Raw genomic sequence first — 26,729 nt, forward strand, 5'->3', positions numbered from 1 at the left:
GAAATGCTTCCACGGGGAAATTCCGATGCTAAAACAAATATTTGTTGCTGCAACTTTGGTTTCAACTTTAGTGGTGACAGGCTGTGAAAGCATGCCTGCACAAGACAACACCATAACTGAAAATTTAAACCTATTACAGAATCGTACTTGGATTGCCACTCAGATTGGCAACACTCCAATCAAAACAGCACCCAATGCGCATAATATTCCAAGCATTCAATTCGATGCGGCTTCAAAACGTGTCTCAGGTGCAGACGGCTGTAATCGTATAATGGGTGGCTATAATGCTGGCAAAGATACCATAACGTTTGGCCCGATTGCTGCGACACAAATGGCTTGTCTCAATAACAATGGGCTAGAGCGACAGTACCATGCAGCACTCGAAAAGGTAACGCATTATCAAGTTTTTGGAAAAACCTTGAAATTGCTAGACCGTCACGGCAATTTATTAATTCAATATGAAAGCGCTGTTCAACCGCGTTAAATCATTAAAAAAGTCTGCTTCGGCAGACTTTTTTATTCACTGTTCAGTCATGCCAGAGACATTTAATGCACATAAACTAGTGATTAGTATACAGACGTACATTGCAGTTTTTAGCTATAACCCCATATTAAACATCAGGGAACAAGATAGGATTTCACTATGCAACAAGCGGTATTTGGTGGTGGGTGCTTTTGGTGTGTAGAAGCAGTTTTTCTACAACTAAAGGGCGTGCAAACAGTCGTCAGTGGTTATGCAGGGGGAGTTACTCAGCATCCGAGCTATGAGCAAATTTGTGAGGGGAATACCCAACATGCAGAAGTCATTCAGATCAATTTTGATGACAGCCAAATCAGTTTTAGCCAATTGCTAGATGTATTTTTCACAACTCACGATCCAACCACGCTGAACCGTCAAGGCAATGATGTCGGTACACAGTATCGCTCAGTGATTTTCTATCAGGACGAATCACAAAAGCAGCTTGCTGAACAACGTATTGAAGAATTAAAAGCTGAAGGCATCAATATCGTGACTGAACTGAGTCCAATGCCAACCTTCTACCCTGCCGAAGAATATCATCAAAACTTCTTTGCACGTAACCCAAACCAAGGTTATTGTAATTTTTCAATACCACCTAAACTCATGAAATTACGTAGCAAATTTCAAGACCTACTCAAGTCTGAGTGATCTAATTAAACGGCATCTATTTTCAAAATAGAGACATAAAAAAAGCGACATTTCTGTCGCTTTTTTCTATCTTAGCTCAGTGCTTAGTTATCACTGGCAAAGGCGATATCGCTGAGTCCGGCTCCACTCGCACGCGACATCACTTGTGCAACTGTGTCATAACGTGATTCTTTATCGGCTTTTAATACCAATGCAGGCTTACGTTCTTGCTGACCAGCTGTATTTAGACGACTTTCTAAATCTTCAAGCGTCACAATATCACCATTCCAAGCGATATCACCCGCTGAGTTAATGCTGATGGTTACGCTTTCAGTTGGCAGATCAATCACTTCTGCAGTCGTTTGTGGCAAGGTTAATGGAATTGATGGGTTGGCAACAGTCGCAGTCACCAAGAAGATGATCATCAATACCAACATAATATCGATGAGCGGAATGAGGTTCATCTCATTCATGCCAGCATCGTTGTCTTCACCCAATTGAAAAGCCATTAAGCTTGACCTCCAGCTAAACTTTGCTGTGCAGTTTTCACGTCTTCTTTCTTCGCTGCAGATTCTTGTTGCAACATAGTATCAATCAATAAACCATGCGCTTGATCTTGCAATTCATTCGACAGTGTACGGTTAAAACGAACACAGATGTTATAAGCCAAAACCGCAGGAATCGCCACAGCCAAACCAAGACCCGTCATGATCAAGGCTTCACCGACTGGTGTTGCTACTTGTGCAAGACCCGCTTGACCGCTTTTACCCACTGCTACAAGGGCATGGAAAATACCCCATACTGTACCGAACAAACCTACGAACGGTGCAATTGAAGCAATCGTACCCAATACAGATACGCCTTTTTCAGCATTAGCTTTTTCTACCGAAATTTGACGTAGTAATGCTTGTTCAGCCACAGCCTTACGTTGTTCAAAAGCCAAAGGAGCAAATTTCGCTTTCAGTTTGCTTAGTGCATCTGCAAGGTGGTTATACGCCACTTGTTTGAGCTGACGTGTGCCCATAATACGAAGAACGAAGATCGTCCAAGTCGCAATCGACATTGCAAGTAACACGAAATACAGTGTTTTGCTGACTGCATCTGCATGTTGCCAATAAACTGAAAAGTTCATATTCGAACTCCTAATGGGTTAGCCGGAATCTTAATTAAGTTTAAAGTTGAATGGTTGATCAACTCGCGTCGGAGTTGCCACACCATTATCAATATATTTGGATAAACGTGCACGCTTCACTGCAGCAGTCACTTTACGGTTTACAGCAGCGCCACAAGTCGAGTTTTTAATCGTTGCTGATTCGACTTTACCTTCAGCACTTGCTGCAATCGCAACTTCAACTGTACACGACGCTTTTAATTCACCATCTTCAAATTGAACATTAGGTTTCTTAATCCAACTGACACCATTACCAATGCTCACAGTTTTAGGTGTCGGTGGCGCAGGTGGTGCTGGTGGCGCAGGTGGTGGTGCAACAGGTGCCGGAGGTGTTGGTTCAACACGAACGACTTTCGTTTCAGAAACCACAGTTGAAACAACAGGTGTTGGTGGTACGTTTTTGACCGCTTCAACAGTTGGTTTCGGCGCATCTTTCTTTTTCACTTGTTCCACTTTTTCCACTTTCTTCGGTGGAGGTGGTAAAGGCTTATCTACAATTTTAACTTCTTTTGGCTTTGGTGGCTCTTTCTTCGGTTCTGGTTTTGGCTTCGGAGGTTCTGGTTTTTTCTCTTCAACAATCTTCACAAAGCGAACTTTAATCGGATCTTTTTCGATCGGTTTAAGTTCTGGTGCTTTCATATTGCTGACCGCCCATAATACTCCCATATGCCCTACCACAACAGCGAGAAGCGCAGTAATGATTTTCTTTTTCATCGGGTTAGGTGATTGCATCATTGGAGCGGGAGATTGACTCATTAAACTCAGTTACCTTGAAGAAGCGATTGCATTTATTTTGTCAAAAATACAATCATGCTCATCGGTTAGCACAATTAAAGTACGGCAATAATAAATGAGAAGTGTTTTCATTTGCAACTATTAATTCGTCAGTTTTAATGACTTTTTTTAATCATAATATAAAAAAGGCATACCTAAAGTATGCCCTTTTATTCAAAAATTTATCTCGTTTTATTGAAATACAACAGTTTTATTACCATCGACAATAATACGATCTTCAAGATGCCATTTGACTGCACGTGCGAGTACATTACGCTCTACGTCCTGACCTAACTCACGCAATTGTTCAACGGTAAAGTCGTGACTGACACGCTCTACGTCTTGCTCAATAATCGGCCCTTGGTCAAGATCAGCAGTCACATAGTGCGCTGTTGCACCAATCAGTTTCACGCCTTTTTCATGCGCTTGCTTATATGGGTTCGCACCAACAAAGGCTGGGAGGAATGAATGGTGAATGTTGATCACTTTCATTTCCCATTTTTGAACAAATTCTTCGTCTAAAATTTGCATATAACGAGCAAGAACGAGTAAATCATTGCCTTGCATCAACTGATCAATTTGCTCATAAGCTTCACGTTTGTTTTCTTTGTTTACAGGAACAACCTCAAACGGAATACCGAAATTTTCTACAGATTCACGTAAAGCATCGTGGTTAGACACGACTTTGGTGATTTCACATGGCAAACCACCACGTGCATGACGCCACAACAGTTCAAGCAATGCATGGTCAACTTTAGACACCAAGATACCGACTTTCTTCACATCACTGACTAAAGCTAAACGCCAGTGCATGTTGTAACGCTCAGCAACATTGCTCGCAAATGTTTGAGTTAGACTTTCTTTACGGCTTTGTAAATTGTCCAATTCGAACTCAACACGCATGAAGTATCGCCCCCCTTGAGCTTCAGTCGCGTATTGATCAAGTGCGGTAATATTTGCTCCCTGATGATACAAAAAGCTCGATACAGCTTGCACAATCCCTGGTTTATCTTCACAGGTAATGAGTAAGCGTGCTGTGTTAGCGGTCGACATATTCATGTTGGTTTATATCACTAATCAGTTAAATTGAAAAAAGAGCCGAGTATTCTAACGCTTTTTAAAGCCAGACTAAATAGTCTTATTCAGTAACCTGATGCTTTACGTTTGAAAGACTTGCAAATAAGTCCGACGGCCCTAAAGTTTCGAGCAGTCGCTCATAGGTTTCACGGCTTTCACCACGTAGATATGCGCCTTCTAAGAACACCATTTGTCGCAGTGCTTGCCACACCCACTTTTCTTCCAAAGTGTTGGAGTCGGTAATATGGCCCGACATATAAAGGAAGTTGGTCCAGTTGGTCAGCACAATCCACAAGTTAATGGTCAAGGCTTCAATTTCAGAATCGGTCATCTGCATTAAGCCTGCATCGACAAAAGCACGATAAATTTTCTGCCCTTGTTGCATAACTTGACCGGCAAAACGTGGATACATTTTGCGGAAATCTTCATTATTTTCGACCAAGTGATAAACATCACGATGTAAAAAGCGATAAGCCCATAATTGGCTACTTAACACTTGGAAATAGCGAATTTTATCATTGGCATCAAGCTGACGATCATCAGGAAGCGCTAACATTTCTAGCGTTTCATGCTGATATTGCTCCATTAATTCCTTAATAATTTCACTTTTATTTCGGAAATGGTAATACAAGTTACCTGGGCTCATTCCCAGTTCAGCAGCAATATGATTGGTTGTCACTGAACGCTCGCCACGCTCATTAAACAACTGCAAACTCAGCTGCAAAATACGTTCTTTCGTTTTTAAGGTTTTGGTGTGAGACATCCTAAAACAACCATTTATTTCAAAGCATTAGAACACTAACACATAAAGTAACTTGACTATTTAGAGTATTTGCTCTAAAAATTAATTAATCGCTAATTTGGATATGGTCGTGCGACATGAATAGTCAAACAAAAACAACTTCAATGACACCACATTCTTTTGATCACCAGCATCTCAACAATATGTTGGAACAGCAGAAACAAGCATATTTACGTTACCCATTGCCTACAGCGAAGGAACGTATAGACCGTTTGGCTCGGCTTAAGCGTATCTTAGTTAAGTATCAAGATCAATTTGCTGATGCAATTAATCAAGACTATGGTAACCGTTCTATTGGTGAAACCAAGATTGGTGAGTTGCTCACATGTCTTGAACACATCAAATATTATAGCAAGCATTTGACAGACTGGATGAAACCATCCAAACGCCATGTCGGAATTATTCACCAACCTGCAAAAGCATGGGTGCAATATCAACCACTTGGTGTCGTCGGCATTATTACGCCATGGAACTACCCACTGCTTCTTTCTATAGGCCCACTGATTTGTGCTTTGGCTGCAGGCAACCATGCCATGATCAAAATTTCGAGTGCCTCTGCGGCATTCGGTGATGTGCTCGAAAAAGCTCTCGCAGAAGCATTTCCTCAAGAATTGGTCGCAGTCGTCAACGGTGGTGGCCCAATTTCAGATGCGTTTAGTCACCTTGCCTTCGACAAAATGATTTTTACTGGCTCGACCAATGTCGGTAAAACCGTCATGGCTGCTGCGTCTGAAAACTTAGTTCCTGTGATTTTAGAATTAGGCGGAAAGTCACCTGTATTGGTTCATCCGTCTATTGACCTTGCGGATGTTGCACAGCGTCTTGCGGTTGGTAAACTTTGGAATGCAGGTCAAACTTGTGTTGCACCTGATTATGTGTTCTTACCTCGTGGTAAAACTGCTGAATTTTTAGATCACTATAAAGTGTGCGTTGAAGCTATGTACCCAAGTATTGCTCATAATCAGGACTACACCTCGATTATTAATGACAAGCAGTACAAGCGCCTACAAGGTTATTTAGAAGATGCACGTGATCAAGGCGCACAAATCATCAGTTTTAACCCACAAAATGAAGATGTGGCCGCTGTACGTAAAATTGCACCGACTGTGTTAACAGGTGTCACTCCAGACATGCAAATTATGCAGCATGAAATATTCGGTCCGATCCTTCCGATCATGGAATATGATCAAATTGACGAGGTTATTGCTTTTATTAATAGCCGTCCTCGTCCACTTGCTTTATACTATTTCGACTTTGATCAGGCACGTGCGACTATGTCGCAACACGTACCCATTCAGGACATTTCGGACAAAACACGGTATTAACCCATGTTGCTCAAGATGACCTGCCGTTTGGCGGTGTGGGGGCTTCGGGTATGGGTAAATATCATGGTCCAGAAGGTTTCTTCAGTTTGTCGCATGAACGCTCGGTGATGTCGAATCCAAAACTCTATAGTTTGAAATTCATTCTTCCACCGTTCAATAAGCCGATCCACAAACTGATTTCGAAGACACTTCTTCGATAAACGATCAAGGCATGAACGATCACACCAGGTGATCGTTCGTTTTATGCAAAATCGCTTGTCTTTTAAGCGCATTTTTGATATAAAACGCCCCTTGAATGAATTCAATGTTTTTTTTGACTGGCCATACAGATTTGCTGTTGGCTAAATCAATGGAGTTACACCATGTCTAAGGTTTGCCAAGTTACCGGCAAGCGTCCAGTCGTTGGTAACAACGTCTCACACGCCAACAACAAAACTAAACGCCGGTTCGAGCCGAACCTGCATCACCACCGTTTTTGGTTAGAAAGCGAAAAACGTTTCGTACGTCTTCGTCTAACTACTAAAGGTATGCGTATTATCGACAAATTGGGCATCGAAAAGGTTGTTGCTGACCTACGTGCTCAAGGTCAAAAGATCTAAGGAGCTACGAACATGCGTGATAAAATTCGCCTAGTTTCTTCTGCTGGTACAGGTTATTTCTACACTACCACTAAGAACAAACGTACTATGCCGGAAAAAATGGAAATCAAAAAATTTGATCCAAAAATCCGTCAACACGTAATTTTCAAAGAAGCTAAAATCAAATAATTTTAGTTTTTTGAAAAAAACGACCTGCTTAGGTCGTTTTTTTTTGCATTTTTTTTATTCGAATTGCTAAACTTTCAAAATGCTTTTGGCACTTTTTGTGCTTGTCTTTTTTACCCTTAACTTAGGCTTAAGGAGTTTTTAGTGCCTCATGATGTAGAACTCATAATATTACTTGCTGTTGGCTTTGGTTTTGCCTTAATTTTTGGCTATATAGCTGCGCGCCTGCGACTTCCTCCCCTCATCGGCTATCTGATTGCCGGTATTATTATTAGCCCAAATACGCCTGGAGTAGTTGGTGATATCCACCTTGCCAACCAGTTGGCAGAACTTGGTGTGATGTTTCTGATGTTTGGTGTAGGTATGCACTTCTCACTCAGCGACCTAATGCAAGTTCGACGTATTGCGCTTCCAGGTGCAGTATTACAAATTGCAGTGGCGACCTTACTGGGTATGGGAATTTCCATGCTTTGGGGCTGGAGCATGGGCTCAGCGCTGGTCTTTGGCTTAAGTTTGTCGTGTGCAAGTACGGTGGTTCTCCTCAAGGCTCTCGGTGACCGAGGCTTACTTAACTCCGTGAATGGTAAAATTGCTGTAGGCTGGCTCTTGGTTGAAGATCTGGTCATGGTCTTGGTTCTGGTCTTACTCCCTGCCACAGCAGTATTGCTTGGTGGACAGCCACTCACAGAAAGTAGTGCAGATGAAAATATCTGGCTCACCCTTGGTATTACCTTACTCAAAGTGGCAGGTTTTATTGCCTTTATGCTAATCATTGGTAAACGCTTAGTGCCAATGATTATGCAAGTGGTTGCACGCTTAGGCTCACGTGAATTATTCACGCTTACCGTGGTTGCAGCAGCTGTGTCTATTGCCTTTGGTGCCTACAAGGTATTTGGTGTATCCATGGCACTGGGCGCATTTTTTGCCGGTATGGTGGTCAAAGAGTCTGACTTTAGTCACCGTGCAGAAGAAGAAACCCTTCCGCTTCGTGAAATTTTTTCGATTTTGTTTTTCGTCTCCGTCGGCATGCTGTTTGATCCACGGATCTTGATTGAACAACCGCTTCACGTCTTAGCAGTAGTCGGCATTATCATGATTGGTAAGACCATCGCTGCAATGGCGTTGGTGTTGTTCTTCCGTTACCCTATCAATACCGCATTAACCGTTGGGGCGAGTTTGGCGCAGATTGGTGAGTTCTCATTTATTTTGGCGACCTTAGGTGTATCTCTAAATCTCCTTTCAATGGAAGGTCAAAATCTGATACTGGCAGGCGCTTTAATCTCGATTACGCTGAATTCATTTATATTTTCAGCCATCGAGCCTATGCAGCGACTCATCCGTGAGCGCTCGAATTTGGCCCGTTTACTGGAACGTAGTAGTGACCCATTGGCCATGTTGCCGGATGAGGTCTCACAGGATTATCTGCGTGATCAGGTGGTGCTGATTGGTCATGGTGAAGTCGGTCGTCGTATTACCCGCGAATTAATGAATGAAAACATTAAAGTGGTTATTGCTGAAGAAAACCGTGAAATCGTGGAAAACTTGCGGGAAAAAGGCATCGCTGCGGTATCCGGTGTAGCAACAGAACCTGGGGTTTTAATTCAAGCCCATATTCAACACGCACGCCTTTTGGTCATTTCACCTATGGATATTTTAGATATTCATAAAATTGTCGATATTGCCAAAATGCTGAATCCTTCTATCCAAGTATTGGTGTGTGCGGAAAGTAAAGAAGAAGCTGAAGTCATTCGTCGTGACAATATCGGTGAGGTTTATTATGCCAAAGAGGAAATGGCGAAAAATATGAGCAATCATATTTTAAATCAAATCCAAATTGCCCATCACCAAACTCCGACACACTAAACTAAGTACCTAATTAAGTTCTTATGAGCAAAACCCAAAAGGCGATGTATTAAAGCATCGCCTTTTTTTAATGGATATAATTCAGTAATTTTAAAATTACAACTAATTGAATTTAAAAAACATGTTGATAAAATGAGCATCAAACGAAGCATCATTTTAAAAACTTCAAACAAGAAACGAGAAAAACATGTACATACTCTATTTAGGCCTTGCCATTATTTTGATTGGCGGTCTGGGCTTTCTCATCGCTGCATTTAAAACCAGTATTTTATGGGGTCTAGGCTGTCTATTGTTTTATCCCATTTCCATCGTCTTTCTGATTTTGTATTGGCAAGATGCCAAAAATCCTTTTTTCTTACAGCTCATCGGGGTCTTTATTGTATTTTTAGGTTCGATACTGATCTCACCTACTGAACTGGGCACAGTCTAAGTGCCATTTTGGGTATAAAAAAACGCACCGAAAGGTGCGTTTTCATCATGATCTAAAAATCAGTGCCTATATGATTAGCTCATATATTTAGGTTTTTCATCGACCACTTCGGCATGCCATTCATCCACTTGTTTTTCTAACAAACCAAACAATGCAGCCTGAATCATTTGCTGAGCGATCACACTCATTTGATCGCCCAAAATATTGCGTAATTCTTCATTGAATTGGATAGTCACCAAAGGCTCTTTTTCTGAGCCTGCATTACGCAATGCCAACTCACCACCTTCCAATTGAACCAGCTCTAAAATTGCTTCCTGGTTCCCAAAGAGTTCTTTCAACTGTTCTATAGACATATATCCCTCCATGCGCAACATGGTGATAAAGGCATCTGCACTTTGTATTACTTAGATAATCTTATATCGGGTTAAATAAATTTATTTCAAGTAGCAATAGTCCGATTAGAATTCCACCATCTCGTTACGAAATCCATCAATCAATTGGGTTAGATCACGATGCCATTCACGCAAAATAGCGGTATCTGGCAACCATGCTTGCGGTGTTTGAGTGACTTTAATAATTAAATTTGAAGACGTTTCATCTTCTGGCTCTGGTGCAGACGGTTCAGGTGCATACTGACACATACGATGTGCGCGTTTCAGCTCTGCAATAAATCCCTGCTTTGCCAATTGCTGCATAACAGTCACTTCAGGTGATACCTGACCTTTTTCAGCCATCAGCGTTTCAATCGACTTTAACGTGGGCGCAGGCTCATTTAAACGATAGTAACGCACCAACTCTTGTAAAAACGCAAGTACTGCACCATGCAAATGAAAAACCGCTGCTTCGCGATAAGCCTGAGCTTGTTGAACATGATCGGTCTGCTCGGCTTGCTGACATGCAAGACGGCTAAAATATAACTTTTGATTGGTACGATCAGCATGAAAGCGAGCAACACGAGACATGAACAATTCCCTAAATTTTGGCGTTTTTCTACATGAATAAGCTTAAACGGATTTTTAGGAAATTCACAATAAATATTATGGATGATCGATTTCAATTAAATAAATGTCACGCTTTGCAGGAACAGGCATATCCCAATCAATCATCCTGATATTTTCTAGACGCCAAGCCCAGTACCCTGCGGCCCAATAGGTCGCCTGCGCTTGCTCTACCTCTGTTTCAGTCCATGCATGAACATCATATACATCGACCATCGCCACTGCACGTCCAATATCTTCATCTCCGCTTTCATGTAAGTAGCGTTGATTTTCCACGATCACTAAATCTTTTAAAGGCAAATGTTCGGGCTGCCATGAGCGGACTCCAAGCGTTTTAAGCCCACACGCAATGTTCGAACCAGATGGCGCAACAATGGACAAAGCCGAGTAGCGTTTTTTCATAGATCACCGATAAAAAAAGGAGCGTTACGCTCCTTTTTGAATTTATGCTTTAGGCTTATCTTCAGCCGCTTTTACTCGAATACCTGCACCTTTGACTTTCAAAGTATTCAGGCCTTTAATCGCTTTTACAGCTTCACGACCATTTGGCATTTCGACAAAACCAAACCCTTTCGATTTACCTGTGCTTGCATCCATAACAACAACAGCAGACTCTACTGCGCCAAATGGTTTAAACAGTTCAACCAATTCTGCTTCAGTAACTGAACGCTCTAAGTTACGTACTAAAATTTTCATTCAATCTTCCAAATAGACAGCATCATCAAAAAGCATTTGTCTATTTTGCTTTTTAACTTGCGTGTAAATCACGTCAAAAATCTATTTTAATCGAGATCGATACCAAAATCTAAATTAATCGATTTTCTTTCGATTAACGCACTTTTTACGGTTTGCTGACGGGTTTTATAATGTGTTTCCAAACTACATAGGTTTCGAGTTAAATCATTCATAAAGTAACTTTCTACTTTACGCCCTTGCTCATCGACAGTTTCACGCGCCCAGTGGTTCAAGTTTTGCTTAGTCAAAATCAGTTCATTTTGCGCACGTGTCAGCGCCACATATAACACGCGACGCTCTTCTTCCACTTCATCGAAATTGCCTTGGGCACGTGCATGCGGGTATTGCCCTGGCGTGACATTCGCCACATAACAGACTTTTTGCTCCGTTCCTTTTGCCGAATGAATGGTAATTAAAGTCACGACATCACTGTCAGATTGGCGTTCAATTTCAGAAATGGAAACTGGATCGAGCACATACTCTTCAAGAAATTCACTGAGCTGTGTATGTTTGGATGCCAGTTGTTTCACCAGATCAAAATCACCGACACGGCGGTTCCAATCTTTTTTATAGTTTTCTTCCAGCTGCTCAGAAATCGCTTGAACAGCCAAGCTTACACATTCTTTGACCTGATCTTTCAACACCGACATTTGCTTCATCATCAGAATCGCTTGGTCAGGTACTTTGCCAAACTTTTCCAACTTGGTTGCAATGGCTTGCATTTCTGGCTCGAGTAAAATCTGCTGCGATAACTTACTCGCACTTACATCACCCACACCATTCCACAAGGTTAAAAAACGCATCCATGCAATATCATCTAAAGGATTGGCCACTACACGCAGCACACTAAGCAAGTCTTTTACATGGGCTGTTTCAAGTAATTTCATGCCGCCGATAAAGCGATACGGCACATTTGCGGCAATACAGGCCGCTTCAATATGACGAGCAGCAAAGCTTGAACGCACAAGCACCATATGATCCGACCATTTGCTGCCTTCGAGGTAATGACGCTCTTTAATATCAATGGCAATCCATTTGGCTTCATCCAACTCATTCGGGAAAATATGCATTTTCGGCTTAATCCCTTCACCACGATAGGCATCTAAGCGTTTGTCATATTTAATTTCGCTTTCATCCAACAACCAATTCGACAGGTCTAAAATTTCTTGGGTTGAACGATAATTTTTTTCAAGTTTAAAAATCTGTGCGTCGGGTACCCGCTCTTTGAAATGATGAATATTTTCAAAGTCTGCACCTCGGAAGCCATAGATTGACTGTGCATCATCGCCGACACAGAACAAACTGACACGTTCCTTTAGTGGCTCAAGTAAGGCCCATTGCAGCGGATTGGTATCCTGCATTTCATCAACCAACATGTGGCGACAAATTGAAGCGACATAATCGACCAGTCCATCTGATTCCGCCAAGGCTTTCGCCACAATCGCCAAGATATCGTCATAATCTAAAAAACTACGCGCACGTTTACGAGCTTCGTATTCTTTCATGATATCCGCGATTTGATCTTTCAACGCAAAGTACTCAGGCATTTGCTTTTCCATGGCAATGCTAAGTTTTTGGCGCGTATTCCGCGCAAAGGAATACAGATCACAGAGTTCTTTCGGCTTGGGCAAGTGATTGGGGTTTTTCTTATCATCACGGCCACGAATCAGGCGGAACATCATGAGCTGATCATCACGATCAATAATCGAAAACTGTTCTAGGCCAAAGGCTTTTGGAATGCGGCGCAATAGGTACATACAAAAGGTGTGAAAAGTTGAAGCACGTAACCCTTTGGCTTGCTCACCCAGAGCCAACTCCACACGAGCGACAATTTCACTGGCCGCACGGCGAGTAAAAGTCAAAATTTGAATTTGATTGGCAGGCACGCCTTGATCAATTAAATAAGCTGCACGCGCTACGATGGTTTTGGTTTTACCACAACCTGCTCCTGCCAAAACCAAGCTATGCTGTGCTTCTGTTGTTGCGGCTTGTTTTTGTTGAGGATTTAATTCATCAATCAGGTTGGCTAAACTCATGTGTACTCATCATTTTATGGATAGGTATAGTTTAGCAGATTGAAAAAAAATACATGTTAATGTAGGATCAAAATTACAACTAGAAAAAGATAAGTTTATGAAAAATTTTAAGCTAATTAGCCATTTCCTTCAGCCAGTTTTATTACTTTTAATATTTACAAATCATCCATCTTACGCAAAAAAATTGACTCAAACTGAATTTGATCACTTGATAAGTAAAAATAATCAGAAAGGAATTCAACTCCATGATGATCTAGCTGTAGCTCTAATTTCTGGCAATCATAAGCTTATATCCGATAATTTATGTGCAACTTATAAAATGAGTAAAGCACAATATGAAATTGCTTCAGAGAATTCTGAATTATTAAAAGCGAAACGGGCAAAAGAAAATGCAATAGAAAATATAAAAAACATTGAAAATATAATTCCAAAAAATCAAAAACCAATGGAAAAATATTGCAAAGATTCTCAACCAAATTAATCATATTTTCTAACTATGATTATCTTAAAACTCACTAGATGCATGCATAAATTTTACCTTGATTTTTATTTCAAACATCTCATCACATTTCTACAGCAATGTTCCAAATTTAGTTCCGCATTTTTTAATGCATCCTCCAACTTACAATCTGGTGGATTAATCCCAACAATCTGTGTGAAACCTAAATCATAAAGTTCTGTTATTTCCTCACCCACTAGACCAGCAAAGGCGATCACGGGTTTATTAAACTTTTTTGCAACCTGCGCCACACCAAATGGTGTTTTACCGAACTTAGTTTGATGATCAATTTTCCCTTCACCTGTCAGCACATAATCTGCCTGTGCTATTTTTTCCTTCAACTGAGTTTGTTCAATAACCAATTCCACACCTGATTGCATCGATGCACCTGCAAAAGCCATCAACCCAAAACCTAATCCACCTGCAGCACCTGCACCTGCTACATCACGTAAAGTACAACCCAGTGTCGCTTCAACCACATCGGCATAATGACTGAGGTTCTGATCTAACTGACGCACCATCTCCTGCGTTGCACCTTTTTGCGGGCTAAAGATATGGGATGCACCATTTTCACCACATAGTGGATTAATGACGTCGCTGGCAATGATAATTTCTGTATGCGCTAAACGTGAGTCGAGCTGCGTCAAATCAAGACTGTTAATTTGATCGAGACAACCACCACAAACTGCTATTTCCAAGCCATTTTCATCTAAAAATTGTGCCCCCAAGGCCTGCGCCATACCTGCACCGCCATCATTGGTCACACTTCCGCCCAAGCCAATGATAATTTTACTTACTCCGAAGTCTAGAGCAGCCTGGATCATTTCGCCCGTACCATAAGTTGACGTCAGTAATGGATTTCGCTGAGCCATATCGACAAGATGAATACCATTGGCTTTTGCCATTTCAATCACTGCGGTTTTCCCACCGTCGATCAAACCGAAATATGTCGTCACACGTTGATTGGGCAAAGGACCTGTAAGCGCTATCGCCACTTTTTGACCGTCGCAAGCACTGAGTAACGCATCTACAGTTCCCTCACCGCCATCTGCCATTGGCACAGCGATGACATTTGCGTCAGGTATGAGCTTTAAAATTGCACGCCGCATCGCGTCACAGGCTTGTTGAGCACTCATACTTTCTTTAAATGAATCGGGCGCAAGAACAAAAGTGGTCATCTAAATGCTCAAAATAAAATTTATCCTCAACCATAACGGTTTTAAAATAGCAGGTATATCTAAAAACATCAGAAAGGTTCGAAATGTCACGAATCAACCTAGGTCAGTCTGCACCTGAGCTATATAAAAAAGTTGCAGAACTTGATGCACTGGCAATACAAAAAATAAATGAAGCTGGCCTAAGTGAAGGATTAGCTCATTTACTCAAATTACGTGCATCCCAAATCAACGAATGTGCGTTCTGTATTCGTATGCATGCACACGATGCACTGAAAACTGGTGAAAGCATTGAACGTATTAGCCTACTGACTGCATGGCGTGAAACTGCGTACTACGATGAAAAAGAACGTGCTGCTTTAAACTTGATCGAAGCGATCACGTTAATTGCTGAAGGCCAAGTTCCCGATGCAGTTTATGAAGATGCTTTGCCCTTTTTAACAGATGAGCAAATCAGTGCCGTGGAATGGTTGGCTATTGTGATCAACACATGGAATCGTATCGCCATTAGTAGCCGCTATAGCGTGAAACCTTAACGGGTTGTACATATTAAAAGTAAATAAAAAAGAGTGCCTCAGCACTCTTTTTTTATTTATCGAATCCGCAAGCCGCTTACTGCTCTGCCGAGCTTTTCGGCACTTCACGTCGAATATAAGAAGCCAAAGTAAGGTAGTTGACCCCTTGGAATAAAATATCAACCGCCAAGAATAATCCTAATACCCAAAATGGCGCATCAGGCGACATTAAAATGATCACACCCGTAATCAAGGTCAATAGACCTGAAAATAGTGTCCATCCCCAACCTTGAAATGCTCGAAATAGCACAGCATTAAAGATACGAATGACCCCTGCAATGATCAAAATAATCGCCAACAAATTGGTCAGGACAATGGCCGTTTTGACAGGCGTTGTAAATGCATAATAGCCTGCGACCAAATACAACACACCAAATAGTGCCCAGAACCAGCGGTAGCCGCCTTCAAAAATTTTAAATGCTGCGATGAAGTGAATTACGCCACCTAACATCATCAGCAAACCAAAAATATAAATGACAGTGATTGTCGCGAATGGCAAAGCTGCCAAAAGGACCAATCCGAAGACCACCAATAAAGCACCTAAACCGAGATACCACTTACGGTTTTCATGGAGCTGACTGCGAATTAAATCGTTGCCTACTGTTCTCATGTTTTTTCTCAAGTTATTCGTTATTCAATGGATTATGCAACTTTATGATGAAGAAAAATGAAAGAAAAGTCCAAATCTTATCCACACTGCTGACTTAGACTGTGGATAAGATAGGTTTTATCCACATTATTTTTTCCATCCCACTTCAATCGCTGTGACGTCATTCACCACAGTATCAGCTAAATCTTCAGGCATTTTACTTTGCGTCTGTGAGGTAGGAATATGCCCTGCCATCAGTTCAGCTTTGCTTTGTGGAAACAAAGGCTGCCGCTCAGGTTCTGCATAACCGACAGGGAAGATAGGCTGACCTGTGGCCAAATCATATTTATCAGTTGCACCAAAAGCGTGTAATAACTCATGGGCTAAAACGATTTTATTCTGCGCTGTCTGTTTATTCGATGCAAATAAATTCACCGATCCAATTCGACCATTTTCCAAGGCTGTGGAATGTTTAAGTTCTTTGGTTTGGGTCGGATCGTAATAATTTAAAAATAGCGTGACACTCGAAACACCATCTACATTTTCATGCTGCTGCCAAGCATAGTAGCGGAATTTCAAACTCCATAAGATAATGTCCAACATGCCAGCATCATTGGGTACTTTGGGAGGTAAAACTTTCAGCTCGCGACCTAACTTAAAATACACATAAGTCGGTTGTCCTCGGTATTTCTGTGCCGTCATTTGTAAATATTGTTGAACATCGTTTAAATCATTGACAGAGAGCTGCTGTATATACGCTTGTGTGCTCTCTCGACCATCTGCATTAATTGGATGTAACAATACAAAGATCGGTTTACTCCAGTCTTGGTTTTTGTCTTTATAGGCATTGACTGCGACAACCAATAAAATCAGCAATAAACACAGTACCCGAATTTTTTTCCACATTCCCCAAGATCTCAATTAATTTTTAGCGTTTATTTTCAGAATTAAAACAGAACATCCTTAGAATGTCTTGCTCAATTTAAAAGCTCAATCGATTACTTACTTTAAAAAATCCTTGATCAAAAGACATAAAAAATGCCGACCGAAGTCAGCATTTTATTGATTTTAAAGCTTAAGCCTCAACCCACTTACCATCTTGGTACACCAAAGACCATTTGGTTTGCTTGCCTTCAGCATTTTCAGAACCAATATATTGCGCTTGGCTTTTACGGCTGAATTTCACCAATGTTGGGTTTCCTTCAGGATCGACATCCGGTGCTTGTAAGATGAACTGATATTTTGCATCCAACTGATCTGCGACAGAACGTAGTTCAGCCACTTTCGGTGCACGAGTTTCACGTACTTTCGGGAACTTACTTGCAGCTAAGAATAAACCTGCTGCGCCATCACGAAGAACAAAGAAGTCATCATGTTTGGTTGAACGTAAGTGCTCCATTTTAATCGGATCTACACGTGGAGGTGCAGGCTGACCGCTCTTCAACACTTTACGTGTATTGTCACAGCTATTACATGCAAAGTAAGGACCGAAACGGCCTGTCTTCAATTGCATTTCGCCATCACATTTGTCGCACGGAATGGTTGGACCATCATAACCTTTGATTTTGAACTCACCTTCTTCAAGCTCAAAACCAGCACAGTCTGGGTTATTACCACAGATATGTAACTTACGACCGCCATCAATCACATAGCTGTCCATGGCTGTTTCACAGATTGGACAACGTTTTTTCGACATTAAATCTGCTGTTTCTGCCGAGTCATCGTCAGACAATGCAGCCAATGATTCTACAGGTGTCAGGTTTAAAGTTCCCTTACAACGCTCTTTTGGCGGTAAGTTATAACCTGAACAACCCAAGAACACGCCTGTAGTCCCTGTACGAATCTGCATCGGACGGTCACATTCTTTACAGTGCACCGCATCCACTTCTACAGGTAAATTACGGCGCATGCCATTTTCACCCTGAGCTGTGGTTAAGCGTGTTTTAAAATCACCGTAGAAGCTATTGAGTAACTCTTTCCAGTTACGATCACCATCGGCGACTTTATCCAGCTGGCCTTCAAGGTCTGCCGTAAATGCATAGTTCATCAAGTTATTAAAGTTTTCATCGAGACGGTCTGTCACGATTTCACCCATTTTCTCGGCGAACAAACGACGGTTATCGAGCTTCACATAACCACGGTCTTGAATGGTTGAGATAATCGCAGCATACGTCGATGGACGACCAATCCCTTTTTTCTCAAGCTCTTTGACCAATGATGCTTCAGTGAAGCGCGCAGGTGGTTTAGTAAAGTGTTGAGATGGATCTAATTTTTCAAGCTTGAGTACTTCCCCAACTTTTACAGCAGGTAGCAGTACATCATCATCCGATTTGTTTTGGCCACGCACTTTAGTGAAACCATCAAAGACCAATGTACGGCCTTTGGCTTTGAGTTCGACGCCATTGGCATTGACTAAAATCGTTGATGATAAATATTCTGCAGGGGTCATTTGACATGCAACGAACTGACGCCAGATCAGGTCATAAAGACGCTGCGCATCACGCTCTACACCCACCAAACTATCGCCTTTTAGCGCTACATTTGATGGACGAATCGCTTCATGGGCTTCTTGCGCACCAGCTTTATTGCCATAACGGTTTGGCTTCGCCGGCAGATATTTTTGACCAAATTCAGACTCAATATGACCACGAACCATATTTACAGCGTCATCACTCAAGAATGTTGAGTCTGTACGCATATAAGTAATAAAGCCGGCTTCATATAAGCGCTGTGCCAACATCATTGTTTTCTTCACAGAAAAACCTAAACGTGTACTCGCTGCTTGTTGCAGTGTAGACGTGATGTATGGCGCACTTGGATTGACCTTGGTTGGTTTGTCTTCACGTGCTGAAACTGTGTAGTCGGCATCTTTAATCAGGTTCAGTAAAGCATCCGTTTCAGCTTTGTTGTGCAGTTTTAAAGTCTTGCCATTTTGCTTCACCGCTTCTAAGCGGATATCGTCTTTCTGCGACTTGGTATCTGCAAAAACTTGCCAAAACTCTTCTGGAACGAAGGCACGAATTTCACGTTCACGCTCAACCACAAGTTTAACAGCCACAGATTGCACACGACCTGCCGATAAACCACGGGCGATTTTTTCCCATAAGAGTGGCGAGATCATAAAGCCCACAATACGGTCGAGGAAACGACGGGCTTGTTGAGCATTGACTTTATCTGTATCGAGGCGAGAAGGATGTTTAAACGCTTCTTGGATGGCATTTTTGGTAATTTCGTTGAACACCACACGTTGATAACGTGAGTCGTCACCGCCAATCACTTCTTTTAAATGCCAAGCAATTGCTTCTCCTTCCCTATCCATATCCGTTGCGAGATAGACCTCGTCAACTTGCGATGCAAGCTTTTTCAGTTCCGCAACAACATGTTCTTTACCCGGTAGGACTTCGTACTGTGCCTTCCAGTCATTTTCAGGGTCTACACCCATACGATTAACCAAAGCTTTTTGTGCTTTTTTGGCTTTTTCAGCTTCAGTTAATTTTGCACGAGTTACTGGCTTTTTCTCTGCTGTTTTACTCGAGCCGCCTGTAGGTAAATCACGGACATGACCCACCGATGATTTTACGATGTAATCAGAGCCCAAATATTTATTGATTGTTTTCGCTTTTGCAGGCGATTCCACAATCACTAACGCACGCTTTTTCCCAGCATCGGCAGATTTTGCTGTGGTACTTTTAGATGTGGACCGAGGAGCGTTCGCCATAGTTAACCATCATTCCTGTTTAATAGGTTTTTAAAATTTAAAGTTCAGCCAATGAATGTAAAAATGCTTTCATATCATCAAGCTGTGTGGCTCTTAAGTCAGATTCTTCGTTCCAATAGAGTCCTACACAGTTTGCCTGCATATCAATAGCATAAATGCCCTTTAATGTAATGGCTAAATCCTTGAACTTGTCATCACCATGCACCAGTTCAAGTTTGTCATCGACCACTAAAGCACGCATTAAAGGCAAACGCGCATCTGGAATCAGCACACTGTAATACGCCACCATACTGGCACGCTTTTCAGATGCCATTGGAATCTTGGTCCAAGCAGGTGCAGCCACTAAACGTGGGTGCAGCCCCATCTTACGCGCCTTCTCGCGCATAATGCCCAAGGCTTTTTCTCTAGGATTTACTCGAAGTCCAAAAATCGACCCAAGTACAAAGACCACAATAAAAACGGTAACCCAGATTCCAGTATTTTCCATAGCACCACCTTTATATTCCTTTATTAGAGTTGCATAAGCGCAATATAAAACGCAAGTTCACTCGATAAAATTAATTCAGGAACATCTCGTGGCTATACAGCACTTCGTGACCATTCCAGTAGATATATCCTTTTTCGATCAACTCTTTAAGTAATAATCGAACGTCAGATTGCGGGAACATTTGCTCCAATAAATCACGTAAGGCGTAGATATCTTTTGGTTTATCTGATTTTAATTCATGCAATTTTCGGATCACTTCCATTTGCACCGGGTCAATTTTATTGAAATTTTTAAATAAGCCTTGCTGTGCAGCCTGAATCATCGACGCCGTATCATCAGTATTTGAGGTTTGATCTTCGAGTGAAGCAGTAAATGCATTCAGGTCTGTTTTTATGGGCAATGCTGTTTCAGCAGTCGCATTTAAATCTAGCTGCACCCATTGTTTGAGTACTTTTTTTCGAATCGAAATCTGCTCATCAAAGCGTTTGACGATTTTTAGATTGATCAACATACCGACCAAATGCTGAGCTTTTTCGCTAGAGACTTGCAAAATATTCATCAGTGAGTTTTTCAGTTTATCCAAACTGTTGGGTTTGCCACTGAGTTTTTCCAGACCATCACAATAGTGTTTAATCAGTAATAATTCAGGTTTATTCCGAATGGTTTCTAGGTCAGGAATCTTATACTTCACTTTATGTGAAACTTCTTGTTCTGACTGAATTTGAATGAGATGTGCACTGAGTCCAGAGCCATCCAATTGTTCCATCAGTAATGCAATATCAGGCATCGCTGAAATGACTTCAATATGCGCATCTGGATCCATCAAGGCCATCAGTTGCCCCACAATCACCGCATATTCAAATTCTTTTTGCGGCGTTTCTGGAATATCCAAAACCACCAATTGACCAGTCGCGATCCACCCTGCAATTTCAGTCAAATCTTCAAGTGCATATTCAAATTTTCCGCTGCAGCTAAACACATACAAAGTACTGTAATGTTCAATGATATTGCGCAATAGATTTGCTGTGGGCGGGTTATTTTCCAAATCTAGCAGGACAACTTTTTGACTCATGAGATGAAATAATGGGTTTCGATCAGCAGATGCGGTGCATTAGACCTGTCACGCTGCAAAAGGTCAAATAAATTTACACCAATCCGCAGCTTTGGCGCTGATTCGTCATCTGCCTGTCATTCAATAGCGACATTAATAATGCGGTGGGCGGTTGGTCATCGGGTCAAATGCCGCGATGCCTTCAGATAAATCTGCCGATTCAATACGACGATACAACATCTGCATTTGTTTCTTTAAATCAGCGATTTCGGCGTTTTGACGCGCAACTTGATCATTCAGTTGGTCAACTAAATCATCTAAAAATGCAATTCGGACTTGCAAATCTTCAATGGGTGCGGAAAATGACGCCTGTTCATCAAGATTTTGTTGTGTAGTCAATTTACACTCCTCATATAAGATTTCAGGAAACATTATGGCCTATATTACTTTAAGGGACGTCCAGCTTGCATTTGGCGGACCTTCCCTACTCGACGGCGCGAACTTCAGTTTAGAACGTGGCGAGCGAGTATGTCTAATCGGTCGTAATGGTGAAGGTAAGTCTACTTTACTTAAACTGATTGAGGGAACTTTATTGCCAGATGGCGGTGAAGTTTCATTGCAAAACGGCATTACGATTTCAATGCTTGCTCAAGATGTACCCATGGATTCGGGCAAAGTTGCTGATATTGTTGCCGATGGTGCAGGTGAAGCTGCAACTGTATTACGTGCTTATCATGAAGCCAGCGAAGCCTGCGTACTCGGTGATATGGACGCCTGTGAGCGCATGGGTAACCTACAACATCAGATGGATCAAATGGATGGATGGTCACTTGAAACTAAAGTGAATGCCATCCTCAGTAAAATGGGCCTAGACCCAGAAGCTGACCTTGCAGATTTGTCTGGTGGTCGTAAGCGTCGTGTTCTATTGGCACGTGCTCTCTTAACGCAGCCCGATGTATTGCTACTCGACGAACCAACTAACCATTTGGACGTTGAAAGTATTGAATGGCTCGAAAAATTCCTGCTTGATCAAAACAACTTAACCCTGTTGTTTATTTCGCATGACCGTTCATTTGTCGATAGCATCGCAACCCGTATTGTGGAACTTGACCGCGGCATTTTGCGTAGCTATGAAGGTAACTATTCACGTTACCTCGAACTCAAAGCTCAGCAAATGGAAGCGGAAGAAAAGCAAAATGCGCTATTCGATAAAAAACTCGCTGAAGAAGAAGTGTGGATTCGTCAGGGCATTAAAGCGCGTCGTACCCGTAACGAAGGTCGTGTTCGTGCCCTAAAAGCATTGCGTGAAGAGTCTAAAGCACGCCGTTCACAACAAGGTAAAGTGAGCATGGCAACGCAAGATGCGCAGCGCTCAGGTAAAGTGGTTTTTGAAATTGAAAACTTAGCTGTGCAATTTGGCAACAGCGCACCAATCATCAAAGACTTCTCGGCACTGGTATTACGTGGTGACCGTATCGGCTTAGTCGGTGACAACGGTGTGGGTAAAACCACTCTTATCAAAGCTATTTTGGGTGAGCAAGAACATACTGGTACAGTAAAAACAGGTACACAGCTTGAAGTTGCTTACTTTGATCAGCTTCGAAATGCACTTGATCTTGAAAAATCAGTGAAAGATAACGTCTCTGAAGGCTCAGACCATGTCGATGTCAATGGTAGCCGTCGTCACATCTACAGTTATTTACAAGACTTCTTATTCTCTCCAGAACGTGCACGTACACCTGTTAAAGCACTGTCTGGGGGTGAGCGTAACCGTATTCTGTTGGCTAAGCTTCTACTAAAACCATCGAACCTTATCGTGATGGACGAACCGACCAACGACTTGGATATGGTGACGCTTGAACTGTTAGAAGAAATGCTCAGTGCTTACAAAGGCACACTGTTACTGATTTCGCATGACCGTGCATTTATGGACAACGTGGTGACTTCAACTTGGGTCTTTGATGGTAAAGGTCAAATCGATGAATACATCGGTGGTTATCAAGACTATTTGGAACAGCGTCCTGACCAAACTGTCGTGGATCAAAAAAGCGATGTGAAAAAAGCCATGGCTAAAGCCGAAGCAGCGGCTGCCGCTGCGGTGCCTAAAAAAGTCAAGCTCAGCTATAAAGACCAACGTGCCCTAGAACAACTGCCGACTGAAATTGAAGCATTGGAACAAGAGCAAGCTGAATTGTCTGAAAAATTAGCTGACGGTTCTTGGTTCATGACTGACGCCGATGCTGCGACCAAAGCATCACAGCGTCTAGCTGAAATTGATGACGAAATGCTAGAAAAAATGGAACGTTTAGATGAGCTAGAAACGCTCGCAAAAGGCTAAGCCTACAAATATTCCGCAAAGAAAAAGCCGTATTTCGATACGGCTTTTTCTTTGTCATATGACTCGGCTGAATTATTAGATCGGATAACTCAGTTTCAAATTGGAGTATACAGCGTCTGTAAAGATGATTCCGCTAATGCGAAAAGCTTGCTATGGTGACGTTCAATATAAGATTGAGTCACGAGCATGCAAATTTCAGATCAAATTGTCTTGGTTACAGGAGGCGCACGTGGCCTCGGTTTGGCAATTAGCCAAACTTTAATAGCTGAAGGCGCACGCGTGGTCGTGAACTATCTATCCAGTCAAACTGCGGCAGAACAGTTGGCGACCGCATTTCCTCAGCAAGTGTTTGCCTATCAAGCAGATGTCACAGATAAAGCTCAAGTAGAACAGCTTTTTGCCGCAGCAGAAGCACATTTTGGTACCGCGATCACCTCTGTCGTAAATAATGCCCTCATCCATTTTCAATTTAATGGCGATGCCCGTCCTAAAATTGAAGAACTGACTGCACAGCACTTACAGCAACAGTTTGATGGCGCAGTCGTCGCTGCACTCAACACCACGCAAGCGGCGCTTCCCAAGATGAAAGCACAGGGTTTTGGTCGCATTGTCAATATTGGTACCAACCTGGTACAAAACCCTGTCGTGCCTTACCACGACTACACTGCAGCAAAGGCAGCTCTGTTGGCCTTCACCCGCACAGCGGCGCATGAGCTGGGTGAGTTTGGGATTAATGTGAATATGCTTTCAGGTGGCTTATTACAAAGAACCGATGCCAGTAAAGCGACGCCCGATGCCGTGTTTGATTTAATCGCAGCATCGACACCTTTACGCACAGTGACCACACCTGAAGAATTTGCGGCGGCCATCATGATGTTCTTGTCCCCTTACTCACGTGCAGTCACCGGGCAGAATTTGATTGTCGATGGCGGTTTAGTCAAAGGTTAAGTCTAGCGCAGCATGAGTTTGAACTTTCTCTTTCAATTCAGCTTCATGCTAAACTGAACCCTATTTTTTAATCTTTGATTTAGCCCTATGAGTCAAAAGCCAACATATCAACCCGGAAAATTCCAATGGTCTTTCTTACTTCCTCAGTATTGGGGAATATGGATAGGGATTGTATTTCTTATGATTTTGGCGATTCTTCCATGGGCAGTTCAGTATCGACTTGGGCAATTCCTCGGTTCTGTTGCATTTAATAATCTCAAATCACGTCGTAAAACCACGATTCGCAACTTGGAAGTTTGCTTTCCTGAATGGACGGCAGAACAGGTTGAAGCCAATGCAAGACAGGTTTTTATCGACCAAATGATTGGTATTTTTGAAACCTTAAATGCATGGTACAGCCCGCAGTGGTTCAAAAATCGGGTGCAAATTGAAGGCTTAGAACATATTCAAAATGCACAAGCTGAAGGCAAAGGTATTTTACTCCTCGGCACACATTCTACCCTGCTCGATGCTGGTGGCTATTTATGCGCACAGTTCTTTGAGCCGGATGTGGTTTATCGTCCGCAAAATAATCCGCTGTTGGATATGTTGATTGTGCGTTGCCGTGCCACCATCTATGCCAACCAAATCGACCATGACGATATGCGTGGCTTGATTCGCAATCTGAAAAATGGCCATGCCATTTGGTACAGTCCCGATCAAGACTTTGGTTTAAAACAAGGGGTTATGGCACCGTTTTTTGGTACTCCCGCAGCCACTGTTACTGCACATCGTCGCTTATTAAAAATTGCTAAAGCCGTAGCGATTCCATTGTATTTTTATCGCGATGGCGACATCAGCAACCCTCAATATCATGTGCTGATTGAACCTGCTTTGGATAATTTTCCGAGTGAAGATGAAGTTTCGGATGCTGTTCGAACCAATAAAATTATTGAAAATCAGCTACGAATCGCACCGACACAATACATGTGGTTCCATCGCCGCTTTAAAACCCGCCCACAAGGCTATGACAAAATCTATTGAGTTCAACTCAGCACATAAAAAAGAGAAATGCTATGAAAGTAATGCAGCTTTTACCTGAATTGAACAGTGGTGGTGTCGAGCGAGGAACCTTAGAAATAGCTCGTGCTTTAGTGACCGCCGGTCATGAGTCCTTAGTGGTTTCAAATGGTGGCCGTATGGTGACTCAATTGGAAGCCGAAGGCTCAACTCATCTCACACTCGCAATCCATAAAAAAGCCTTATCAAGCTTATGGCAAATTCGTCCTCTACGTAAACTGATTGAGAAACATCAACCAGATATCGTGCATGTGCGCTCACGTGTCCCTGCGTGGCTCACGCATTTTGCCCTCAAAGGGATTCCTGCAAACAAGCGACCTCACCTGATTTCAACTGTACATGGTTTTTATTCGATTAATCGCTATAGTCAAATCATGACGCAGGCTGAAAAAGTCATTGCGGTCTCGGATAGTGTTGTCAAATACATCACGGACAACTACAAAAACTGTCCTACCAAGGACATTGTGCGTATTTATCGTGGCATTGACCCCGCTGCTTTTCCACATGGTTATCAACCCTCAGCACAGTGGCTCAATCAAACCCTAAAAGATTTCCCTGAACTAGAAAATAAGCGTCTGATTTGCTTACCAGGCCGTATCACCCGTTTGAAAGGTCATGAAACCCTGATCCATTTAATGGAACAGCTACAAACACAGTATCCCGACGTACATGCGGTGGTGGTCGGTGGTGCAGATCCGAAAAAAGCGGCTTATTTACAAGAAATGCAAGACAGTATTGCGGCTAAAGGGCTGAGTGATCGGATTACTTTTGTCAGTCATCGTTCAGATATCCGTGAATGGTTAGCTTTTAGCGATTTGGTTTTGTCTTTGTCGAGCCAAGCGGAAACCTTTGGACGGACTGTACTCGAAGCACTGTCTGTAGGTACACCTGTGATTGGTTGGAACCGTGGTGGTGTAGCTGAAATTTTATCCAATGTCTATCCGCAAGGTTTAGTCACTGTCGATGATGAAACACAATTACTCGACACCTTAAAGTTGCATTTAGACCAACCACAACACGTGCAGCCTATCAGCATGTTTAGTTTAAAAGAGATGTGTGATCAGACTTTGGAGTTGTATACGCAAGTGGTCTCTCAGCATTCAGCTTGATTGACTACACGCCATTGATCCTTACTGCTCAGGATGAAGCTCGGGAAATATTTTTAATT

At 42.2% G+C, this 26,729-nt stretch carries 29 protein-coding genes and 1 pseudogene; 13 read left to right on the forward strand and 17 right to left on the reverse strand.

Annotated elements, in window-relative coordinates:
• Positions 1–25: 25 nt before the first annotated feature.
• Both AVJ20_RS02775 and msrA read left to right on the forward strand, forming a co-directional pair.
• Entirely contained in the window at positions 26–484 is a 459-nt protein-coding gene (locus AVJ20_RS02775; protein ID WP_111884063.1) for an META domain-containing protein, read from the forward strand.
• Between the two features lie 159 nt (positions 485–643).
• Entirely contained in the window at positions 644–1,168 is a 525-nt protein-coding gene (gene msrA, locus AVJ20_RS02780; RefSeq protein ID WP_111884064.1) for a peptide-methionine (S)-S-oxide reductase MsrA, read from the forward strand.
• A gap of 83 nt (positions 1,169–1,251) precedes the next feature.
• Here the strand turns inward: msrA and AVJ20_RS02785 are convergent, their stop codons facing one another.
• The 5 genes from AVJ20_RS02785 to AVJ20_RS02805 all read right to left on the reverse strand — a co-directional run bounded on the left by AVJ20_RS02785 (position 1,252) and on the right by AVJ20_RS02805 (position 4,932).
• Entirely contained in the window at positions 1,252–1,656 is a 405-nt protein-coding gene (locus tag AVJ20_RS02785; protein WP_078192724.1) for an ExbD/TolR family protein, read from the reverse strand.
• A complete protein-coding gene (locus tag AVJ20_RS02790; protein WP_078192725.1) occupies positions 1,656–2,279 on the reverse strand; it encodes a MotA/TolQ/ExbB proton channel family protein in 624 nt (207 codons plus the stop codon). Before AVJ20_RS02790 ends, AVJ20_RS02785 begins: the two co-directional genes overlap by 1 nt.
• A gap of 30 nt (positions 2,280–2,309) precedes the next feature.
• Complete coding sequence (locus AVJ20_RS02795) at positions 2,310–3,074, reverse strand: TonB family protein (RefSeq protein ID WP_111884065.1); 765 nt, start codon at positions 3,072–3,074, stop codon at positions 2,310–2,312.
• A 210-nt stretch (positions 3,075–3,284) separates the two neighbouring features.
• On the reverse strand, positions 3,285–4,151 hold the full coding sequence (gene purU, locus AVJ20_RS02800; RefSeq protein WP_078192727.1) for a formyltetrahydrofolate deformylase: 867 nt from the start codon (positions 4,149–4,151) through the stop codon (positions 3,285–3,287).
• A 79-nt stretch (positions 4,152–4,230) separates the two neighbouring features.
• The gene (locus tag AVJ20_RS02805; RefSeq protein ID WP_078192728.1) at positions 4,231–4,932 is read right to left on the reverse strand and encodes a TetR/AcrR family transcriptional regulator; all 702 of its coding nucleotides are present in this window, start codon (positions 4,930–4,932) and stop codon (positions 4,231–4,233) included.
• A 116-nt stretch (positions 4,933–5,048) separates the two neighbouring features.
• Between AVJ20_RS02805 and AVJ20_RS02810 the strand changes: the two are divergent.
• The 5 genes and pseudogenes from AVJ20_RS02810 to AVJ20_RS02830 all read left to right on the forward strand — a co-directional run bounded on the left by AVJ20_RS02810 (position 5,049) and on the right by AVJ20_RS02830 (position 9,353).
• Positions 5,049–6,496 (forward strand): annotated as a pseudogene (locus AVJ20_RS02810) (coniferyl aldehyde dehydrogenase).
• 162 nt (positions 6,497–6,658) lie between these two features.
• Positions 6,659–6,895, forward strand: coding sequence for a 50S ribosomal protein L28 (rpmB, locus tag AVJ20_RS02815; protein WP_000048256.1), 237 nt, complete (start codon positions 6,659–6,661; stop codon positions 6,893–6,895).
• 12 nt (positions 6,896–6,907) lie between these two features.
• A complete protein-coding gene (gene rpmG / locus AVJ20_RS02820) occupies positions 6,908–7,063 on the forward strand; it encodes a 50S ribosomal protein L33 (protein WP_001205031.1) in 156 nt (51 codons plus the stop codon).
• Between the two features lie 141 nt (positions 7,064–7,204).
• Positions 7,205–8,923, forward strand: a complete 1,719-nt coding sequence (locus AVJ20_RS02825) for a cation:proton antiporter (protein ID WP_111884066.1) — start codon at positions 7,205–7,207, stop codon at positions 8,921–8,923.
• 187 nt (positions 8,924–9,110) lie between these two features.
• Complete coding sequence (locus AVJ20_RS02830) at positions 9,111–9,353, forward strand: hypothetical protein (protein ID WP_078192731.1); 243 nt, start codon at positions 9,111–9,113, stop codon at positions 9,351–9,353.
• A 74-nt stretch (positions 9,354–9,427) separates the two neighbouring features.
• Here the strand turns inward: AVJ20_RS02830 and AVJ20_RS02835 are convergent, their stop codons facing one another.
• The 5 genes from AVJ20_RS02835 to AVJ20_RS02855 form a co-directional block, all read right to left on the reverse strand.
• A complete protein-coding gene (locus tag AVJ20_RS02835) occupies positions 9,428–9,706 on the reverse strand; it encodes a hypothetical protein (RefSeq protein WP_078192732.1) in 279 nt (92 codons plus the stop codon).
• 105 nt (positions 9,707–9,811) lie between these two features.
• Entirely contained in the window at positions 9,812–10,315 is a 504-nt protein-coding gene (locus AVJ20_RS02840; RefSeq protein WP_111884067.1) for a DUF6586 family protein, read from the reverse strand.
• A gap of 75 nt (positions 10,316–10,390) precedes the next feature.
• Positions 10,391–10,753: an ASCH domain-containing protein gene (locus tag AVJ20_RS02845; RefSeq protein WP_111884068.1), complete on the reverse strand. Its 363-nt coding sequence runs from the start codon at positions 10,751–10,753 to the stop codon at positions 10,391–10,393.
• Positions 10,754–10,795: 42 nt separating this feature from the next.
• Positions 10,796–11,047 (reverse strand): RNA recognition motif domain-containing protein, encoded by a 252-nt coding sequence (locus AVJ20_RS02850; RefSeq protein ID WP_078189697.1) that lies wholly within the window; start codon positions 11,045–11,047, stop codon positions 10,796–10,798.
• Positions 11,048–11,133: 86 nt separating this feature from the next.
• Positions 11,134–13,122: an ATP-dependent helicase gene (locus AVJ20_RS02855; protein ID WP_111884069.1), complete on the reverse strand. Its 1,989-nt coding sequence runs from the start codon at positions 13,120–13,122 to the stop codon at positions 11,134–11,136.
• Positions 13,123–13,219: 97 nt separating this feature from the next.
• Here AVJ20_RS02855 and AVJ20_RS02860 point away from each other — a divergent pair, with 97 nt between their 5' ends.
• Positions 13,220–13,603: a hypothetical protein gene (locus AVJ20_RS02860; RefSeq protein ID WP_111884070.1), complete on the forward strand. Its 384-nt coding sequence runs from the start codon at positions 13,220–13,222 to the stop codon at positions 13,601–13,603.
• A 65-nt stretch (positions 13,604–13,668) separates the two neighbouring features.
• On the opposite strand, the gene AVJ20_RS02865 is transcribed toward AVJ20_RS02860, so the two are convergent.
• On the reverse strand, positions 13,669–14,799 hold the full coding sequence (locus AVJ20_RS02865) for a glycerate kinase (protein WP_111884071.1): 1,131 nt from the start codon (positions 14,797–14,799) through the stop codon (positions 13,669–13,671).
• Between the two features lie 83 nt (positions 14,800–14,882).
• On the opposite strand from AVJ20_RS02865, the gene AVJ20_RS02870 reads away from it, so the two are divergent.
• Positions 14,883–15,332, forward strand: coding sequence for a carboxymuconolactone decarboxylase family protein (locus AVJ20_RS02870; protein ID WP_111884072.1), 450 nt, complete (start codon positions 14,883–14,885; stop codon positions 15,330–15,332).
• 76 nt (positions 15,333–15,408) lie between these two features.
• Here the strand turns inward: AVJ20_RS02870 and AVJ20_RS02875 are convergent, their stop codons facing one another.
• The 6 genes from AVJ20_RS02875 to AVJ20_RS02900 form a co-directional block, all read right to left on the reverse strand.
• Positions 15,409–15,981, reverse strand: a complete 573-nt coding sequence (locus AVJ20_RS02875; protein WP_111884073.1) for an HdeD family acid-resistance protein — start codon at positions 15,979–15,981, stop codon at positions 15,409–15,411.
• A 126-nt stretch (positions 15,982–16,107) separates the two neighbouring features.
• On the reverse strand, positions 16,108–16,866 hold the full coding sequence (locus AVJ20_RS02880) for a hypothetical protein (RefSeq protein ID WP_111884074.1): 759 nt from the start codon (positions 16,864–16,866) through the stop codon (positions 16,108–16,110).
• 169 nt (positions 16,867–17,035) lie between these two features.
• Positions 17,036–19,678, reverse strand: coding sequence for a type I DNA topoisomerase (gene topA / locus AVJ20_RS02885; protein ID WP_111884075.1), 2,643 nt, complete (start codon positions 19,676–19,678; stop codon positions 17,036–17,038).
• A gap of 37 nt (positions 19,679–19,715) precedes the next feature.
• The gene (locus tag AVJ20_RS02890; RefSeq protein WP_078189705.1) at positions 19,716–20,165 is read right to left on the reverse strand and encodes a hypothetical protein; all 450 of its coding nucleotides are present in this window, start codon (positions 20,163–20,165) and stop codon (positions 19,716–19,718) included.
• A gap of 70 nt (positions 20,166–20,235) precedes the next feature.
• Positions 20,236–21,237: a hypothetical protein gene (locus tag AVJ20_RS02895; RefSeq protein ID WP_111884076.1), complete on the reverse strand. Its 1,002-nt coding sequence runs from the start codon at positions 21,235–21,237 to the stop codon at positions 20,236–20,238.
• Between the two features lie 132 nt (positions 21,238–21,369).
• Positions 21,370–21,615: a SlyX family protein gene (locus AVJ20_RS02900; RefSeq protein WP_078189840.1), complete on the reverse strand. Its 246-nt coding sequence runs from the start codon at positions 21,613–21,615 to the stop codon at positions 21,370–21,372.
• Between the two features lie 34 nt (positions 21,616–21,649).
• On the opposite strand from AVJ20_RS02900, the gene AVJ20_RS02905 reads away from it, so the two are divergent.
• From AVJ20_RS02905 to AVJ20_RS02920, 4 genes are all read left to right on the forward strand, one after another.
• Positions 21,650–23,554 carry an ATP-binding cassette domain-containing protein gene (locus tag AVJ20_RS02905; RefSeq protein WP_078192744.1) on the forward strand — a complete coding sequence of 635 codons (1,905 nt, stop codon included), beginning with the start codon at positions 21,650–21,652 and terminating at the stop codon, positions 23,552–23,554.
• A 186-nt stretch (positions 23,555–23,740) separates the two neighbouring features.
• Positions 23,741–24,502 carry a 3-oxoacyl-ACP reductase gene (locus AVJ20_RS02910; protein WP_111884077.1) on the forward strand — a complete coding sequence of 254 codons (762 nt, stop codon included), beginning with the start codon at positions 23,741–23,743 and terminating at the stop codon, positions 24,500–24,502.
• A gap of 87 nt (positions 24,503–24,589) precedes the next feature.
• A complete protein-coding gene (lpxL, locus tag AVJ20_RS02915) occupies positions 24,590–25,525 on the forward strand; it encodes an LpxL/LpxP family Kdo(2)-lipid IV(A) lauroyl/palmitoleoyl acyltransferase (RefSeq protein WP_111884078.1) in 936 nt (311 codons plus the stop codon).
• Between the two features lie 32 nt (positions 25,526–25,557).
• Positions 25,558–26,670 carry a glycosyltransferase family 4 protein gene (locus AVJ20_RS02920; RefSeq protein ID WP_111884079.1) on the forward strand — a complete coding sequence of 371 codons (1,113 nt, stop codon included), beginning with the start codon at positions 25,558–25,560 and terminating at the stop codon, positions 26,668–26,670.
• The last annotated feature ends 59 nt before the right edge of the window (positions 26,671–26,729 follow it).

Origin of the sequence: Acinetobacter sp. CFCC 11171 (assembly GCF_003268405.1) — a bacterium.
Lineage (GTDB): Bacteria > Pseudomonadota > Gammaproteobacteria > Pseudomonadales > Moraxellaceae > Acinetobacter > Acinetobacter amyesii.

Coding starts and splice junctions, on each gene's coding strand:
- AVJ20_RS02775 (WP_111884063.1), top strand. CDS start 26: ATGCTAAAACAAATATTTGTTGCTGCAACTTTGGTTTCAACTTTAGTG.
- msrA (WP_111884064.1), top strand. CDS start 644: ATGCAACAAGCGGTATTTGGTGGTGGGTGCTTTTGGTGTGTAGAAGCA.
- AVJ20_RS02785 (WP_078192724.1), bottom strand. CDS start 1,656: ATGGCTTTTCAATTGGGTGAAGACAACGATGCTGGCATGAATGAGATG.
- AVJ20_RS02790 (WP_078192725.1), bottom strand. CDS start 2,279: ATGAACTTTTCAGTTTATTGGCAACATGCAGATGCAGTCAGCAAAACA.
- AVJ20_RS02795 (WP_111884065.1), bottom strand. CDS start 3,074: ATGAGTCAATCTCCCGCTCCAATGATGCAATCACCTAACCCGATGAAA.
- purU (WP_078192727.1), bottom strand. CDS start 4,151: ATGAATATGTCGACCGCTAACACAGCACGCTTACTCATTACCTGTGAA.
- AVJ20_RS02805 (WP_078192728.1), bottom strand. CDS start 4,932: ATGTCTCACACCAAAACCTTAAAAACGAAAGAACGTATTTTGCAGCTG.
- rpmB (WP_000048256.1), top strand. CDS start 6,659: ATGTCTAAGGTTTGCCAAGTTACCGGCAAGCGTCCAGTCGTTGGTAAC.
- rpmG (WP_001205031.1), top strand. CDS start 6,908: ATGCGTGATAAAATTCGCCTAGTTTCTTCTGCTGGTACAGGTTATTTC.
- AVJ20_RS02830 (WP_078192731.1), top strand. CDS start 9,111: ATGTACATACTCTATTTAGGCCTTGCCATTATTTTGATTGGCGGTCTG.
- AVJ20_RS02835 (WP_078192732.1), bottom strand. CDS start 9,706: ATGTCTATAGAACAGTTGAAAGAACTCTTTGGGAACCAGGAAGCAATT.
- AVJ20_RS02840 (WP_111884067.1), bottom strand. CDS start 10,315: ATGTCTCGTGTTGCTCGCTTTCATGCTGATCGTACCAATCAAAAGTTA.
- AVJ20_RS02845 (WP_111884068.1), bottom strand. CDS start 10,753: ATGAAAAAACGCTACTCGGCTTTGTCCATTGTTGCGCCATCTGGTTCG.
- AVJ20_RS02850 (WP_078189697.1), bottom strand. CDS start 11,047: ATGAAAATTTTAGTACGTAACTTAGAGCGTTCAGTTACTGAAGCAGAA.
- AVJ20_RS02855 (WP_111884069.1), bottom strand. CDS start 13,122: ATGAGTTTAGCCAACCTGATTGATGAATTAAATCCTCAACAAAAACAA.
- AVJ20_RS02860 (WP_111884070.1), top strand. CDS start 13,220: ATGAAAAATTTTAAGCTAATTAGCCATTTCCTTCAGCCAGTTTTATTA.
- AVJ20_RS02865 (WP_111884071.1), bottom strand. CDS start 14,799: ATGACCACTTTTGTTCTTGCGCCCGATTCATTTAAAGAAAGTATGAGT.
- AVJ20_RS02870 (WP_111884072.1), top strand. CDS start 14,883: ATGTCACGAATCAACCTAGGTCAGTCTGCACCTGAGCTATATAAAAAA.
- AVJ20_RS02875 (WP_111884073.1), bottom strand. CDS start 15,981: ATGAGAACAGTAGGCAACGATTTAATTCGCAGTCAGCTCCATGAAAAC.
- AVJ20_RS02880 (WP_111884074.1), bottom strand. CDS start 16,866: ATGTGGAAAAAAATTCGGGTACTGTGTTTATTGCTGATTTTATTGGTT.
- topA (WP_111884075.1), bottom strand. CDS start 19,678: ATGGCGAACGCTCCTCGGTCCACATCTAAAAGTACCACAGCAAAATCT.
- AVJ20_RS02890 (WP_078189705.1), bottom strand. CDS start 20,165: ATGGAAAATACTGGAATCTGGGTTACCGTTTTTATTGTGGTCTTTGTA.
- AVJ20_RS02895 (WP_111884076.1), bottom strand. CDS start 21,237: ATGAGTCAAAAAGTTGTCCTGCTAGATTTGGAAAATAACCCGCCCACA.
- AVJ20_RS02905 (WP_078192744.1), top strand. CDS start 21,650: ATGGCCTATATTACTTTAAGGGACGTCCAGCTTGCATTTGGCGGACCT.
- AVJ20_RS02910 (WP_111884077.1), top strand. CDS start 23,741: ATGCAAATTTCAGATCAAATTGTCTTGGTTACAGGAGGCGCACGTGGC.
- lpxL (WP_111884078.1), top strand. CDS start 24,590: ATGAGTCAAAAGCCAACATATCAACCCGGAAAATTCCAATGGTCTTTC.
- AVJ20_RS02920 (WP_111884079.1), top strand. CDS start 25,558: ATGAAAGTAATGCAGCTTTTACCTGAATTGAACAGTGGTGGTGTCGAG.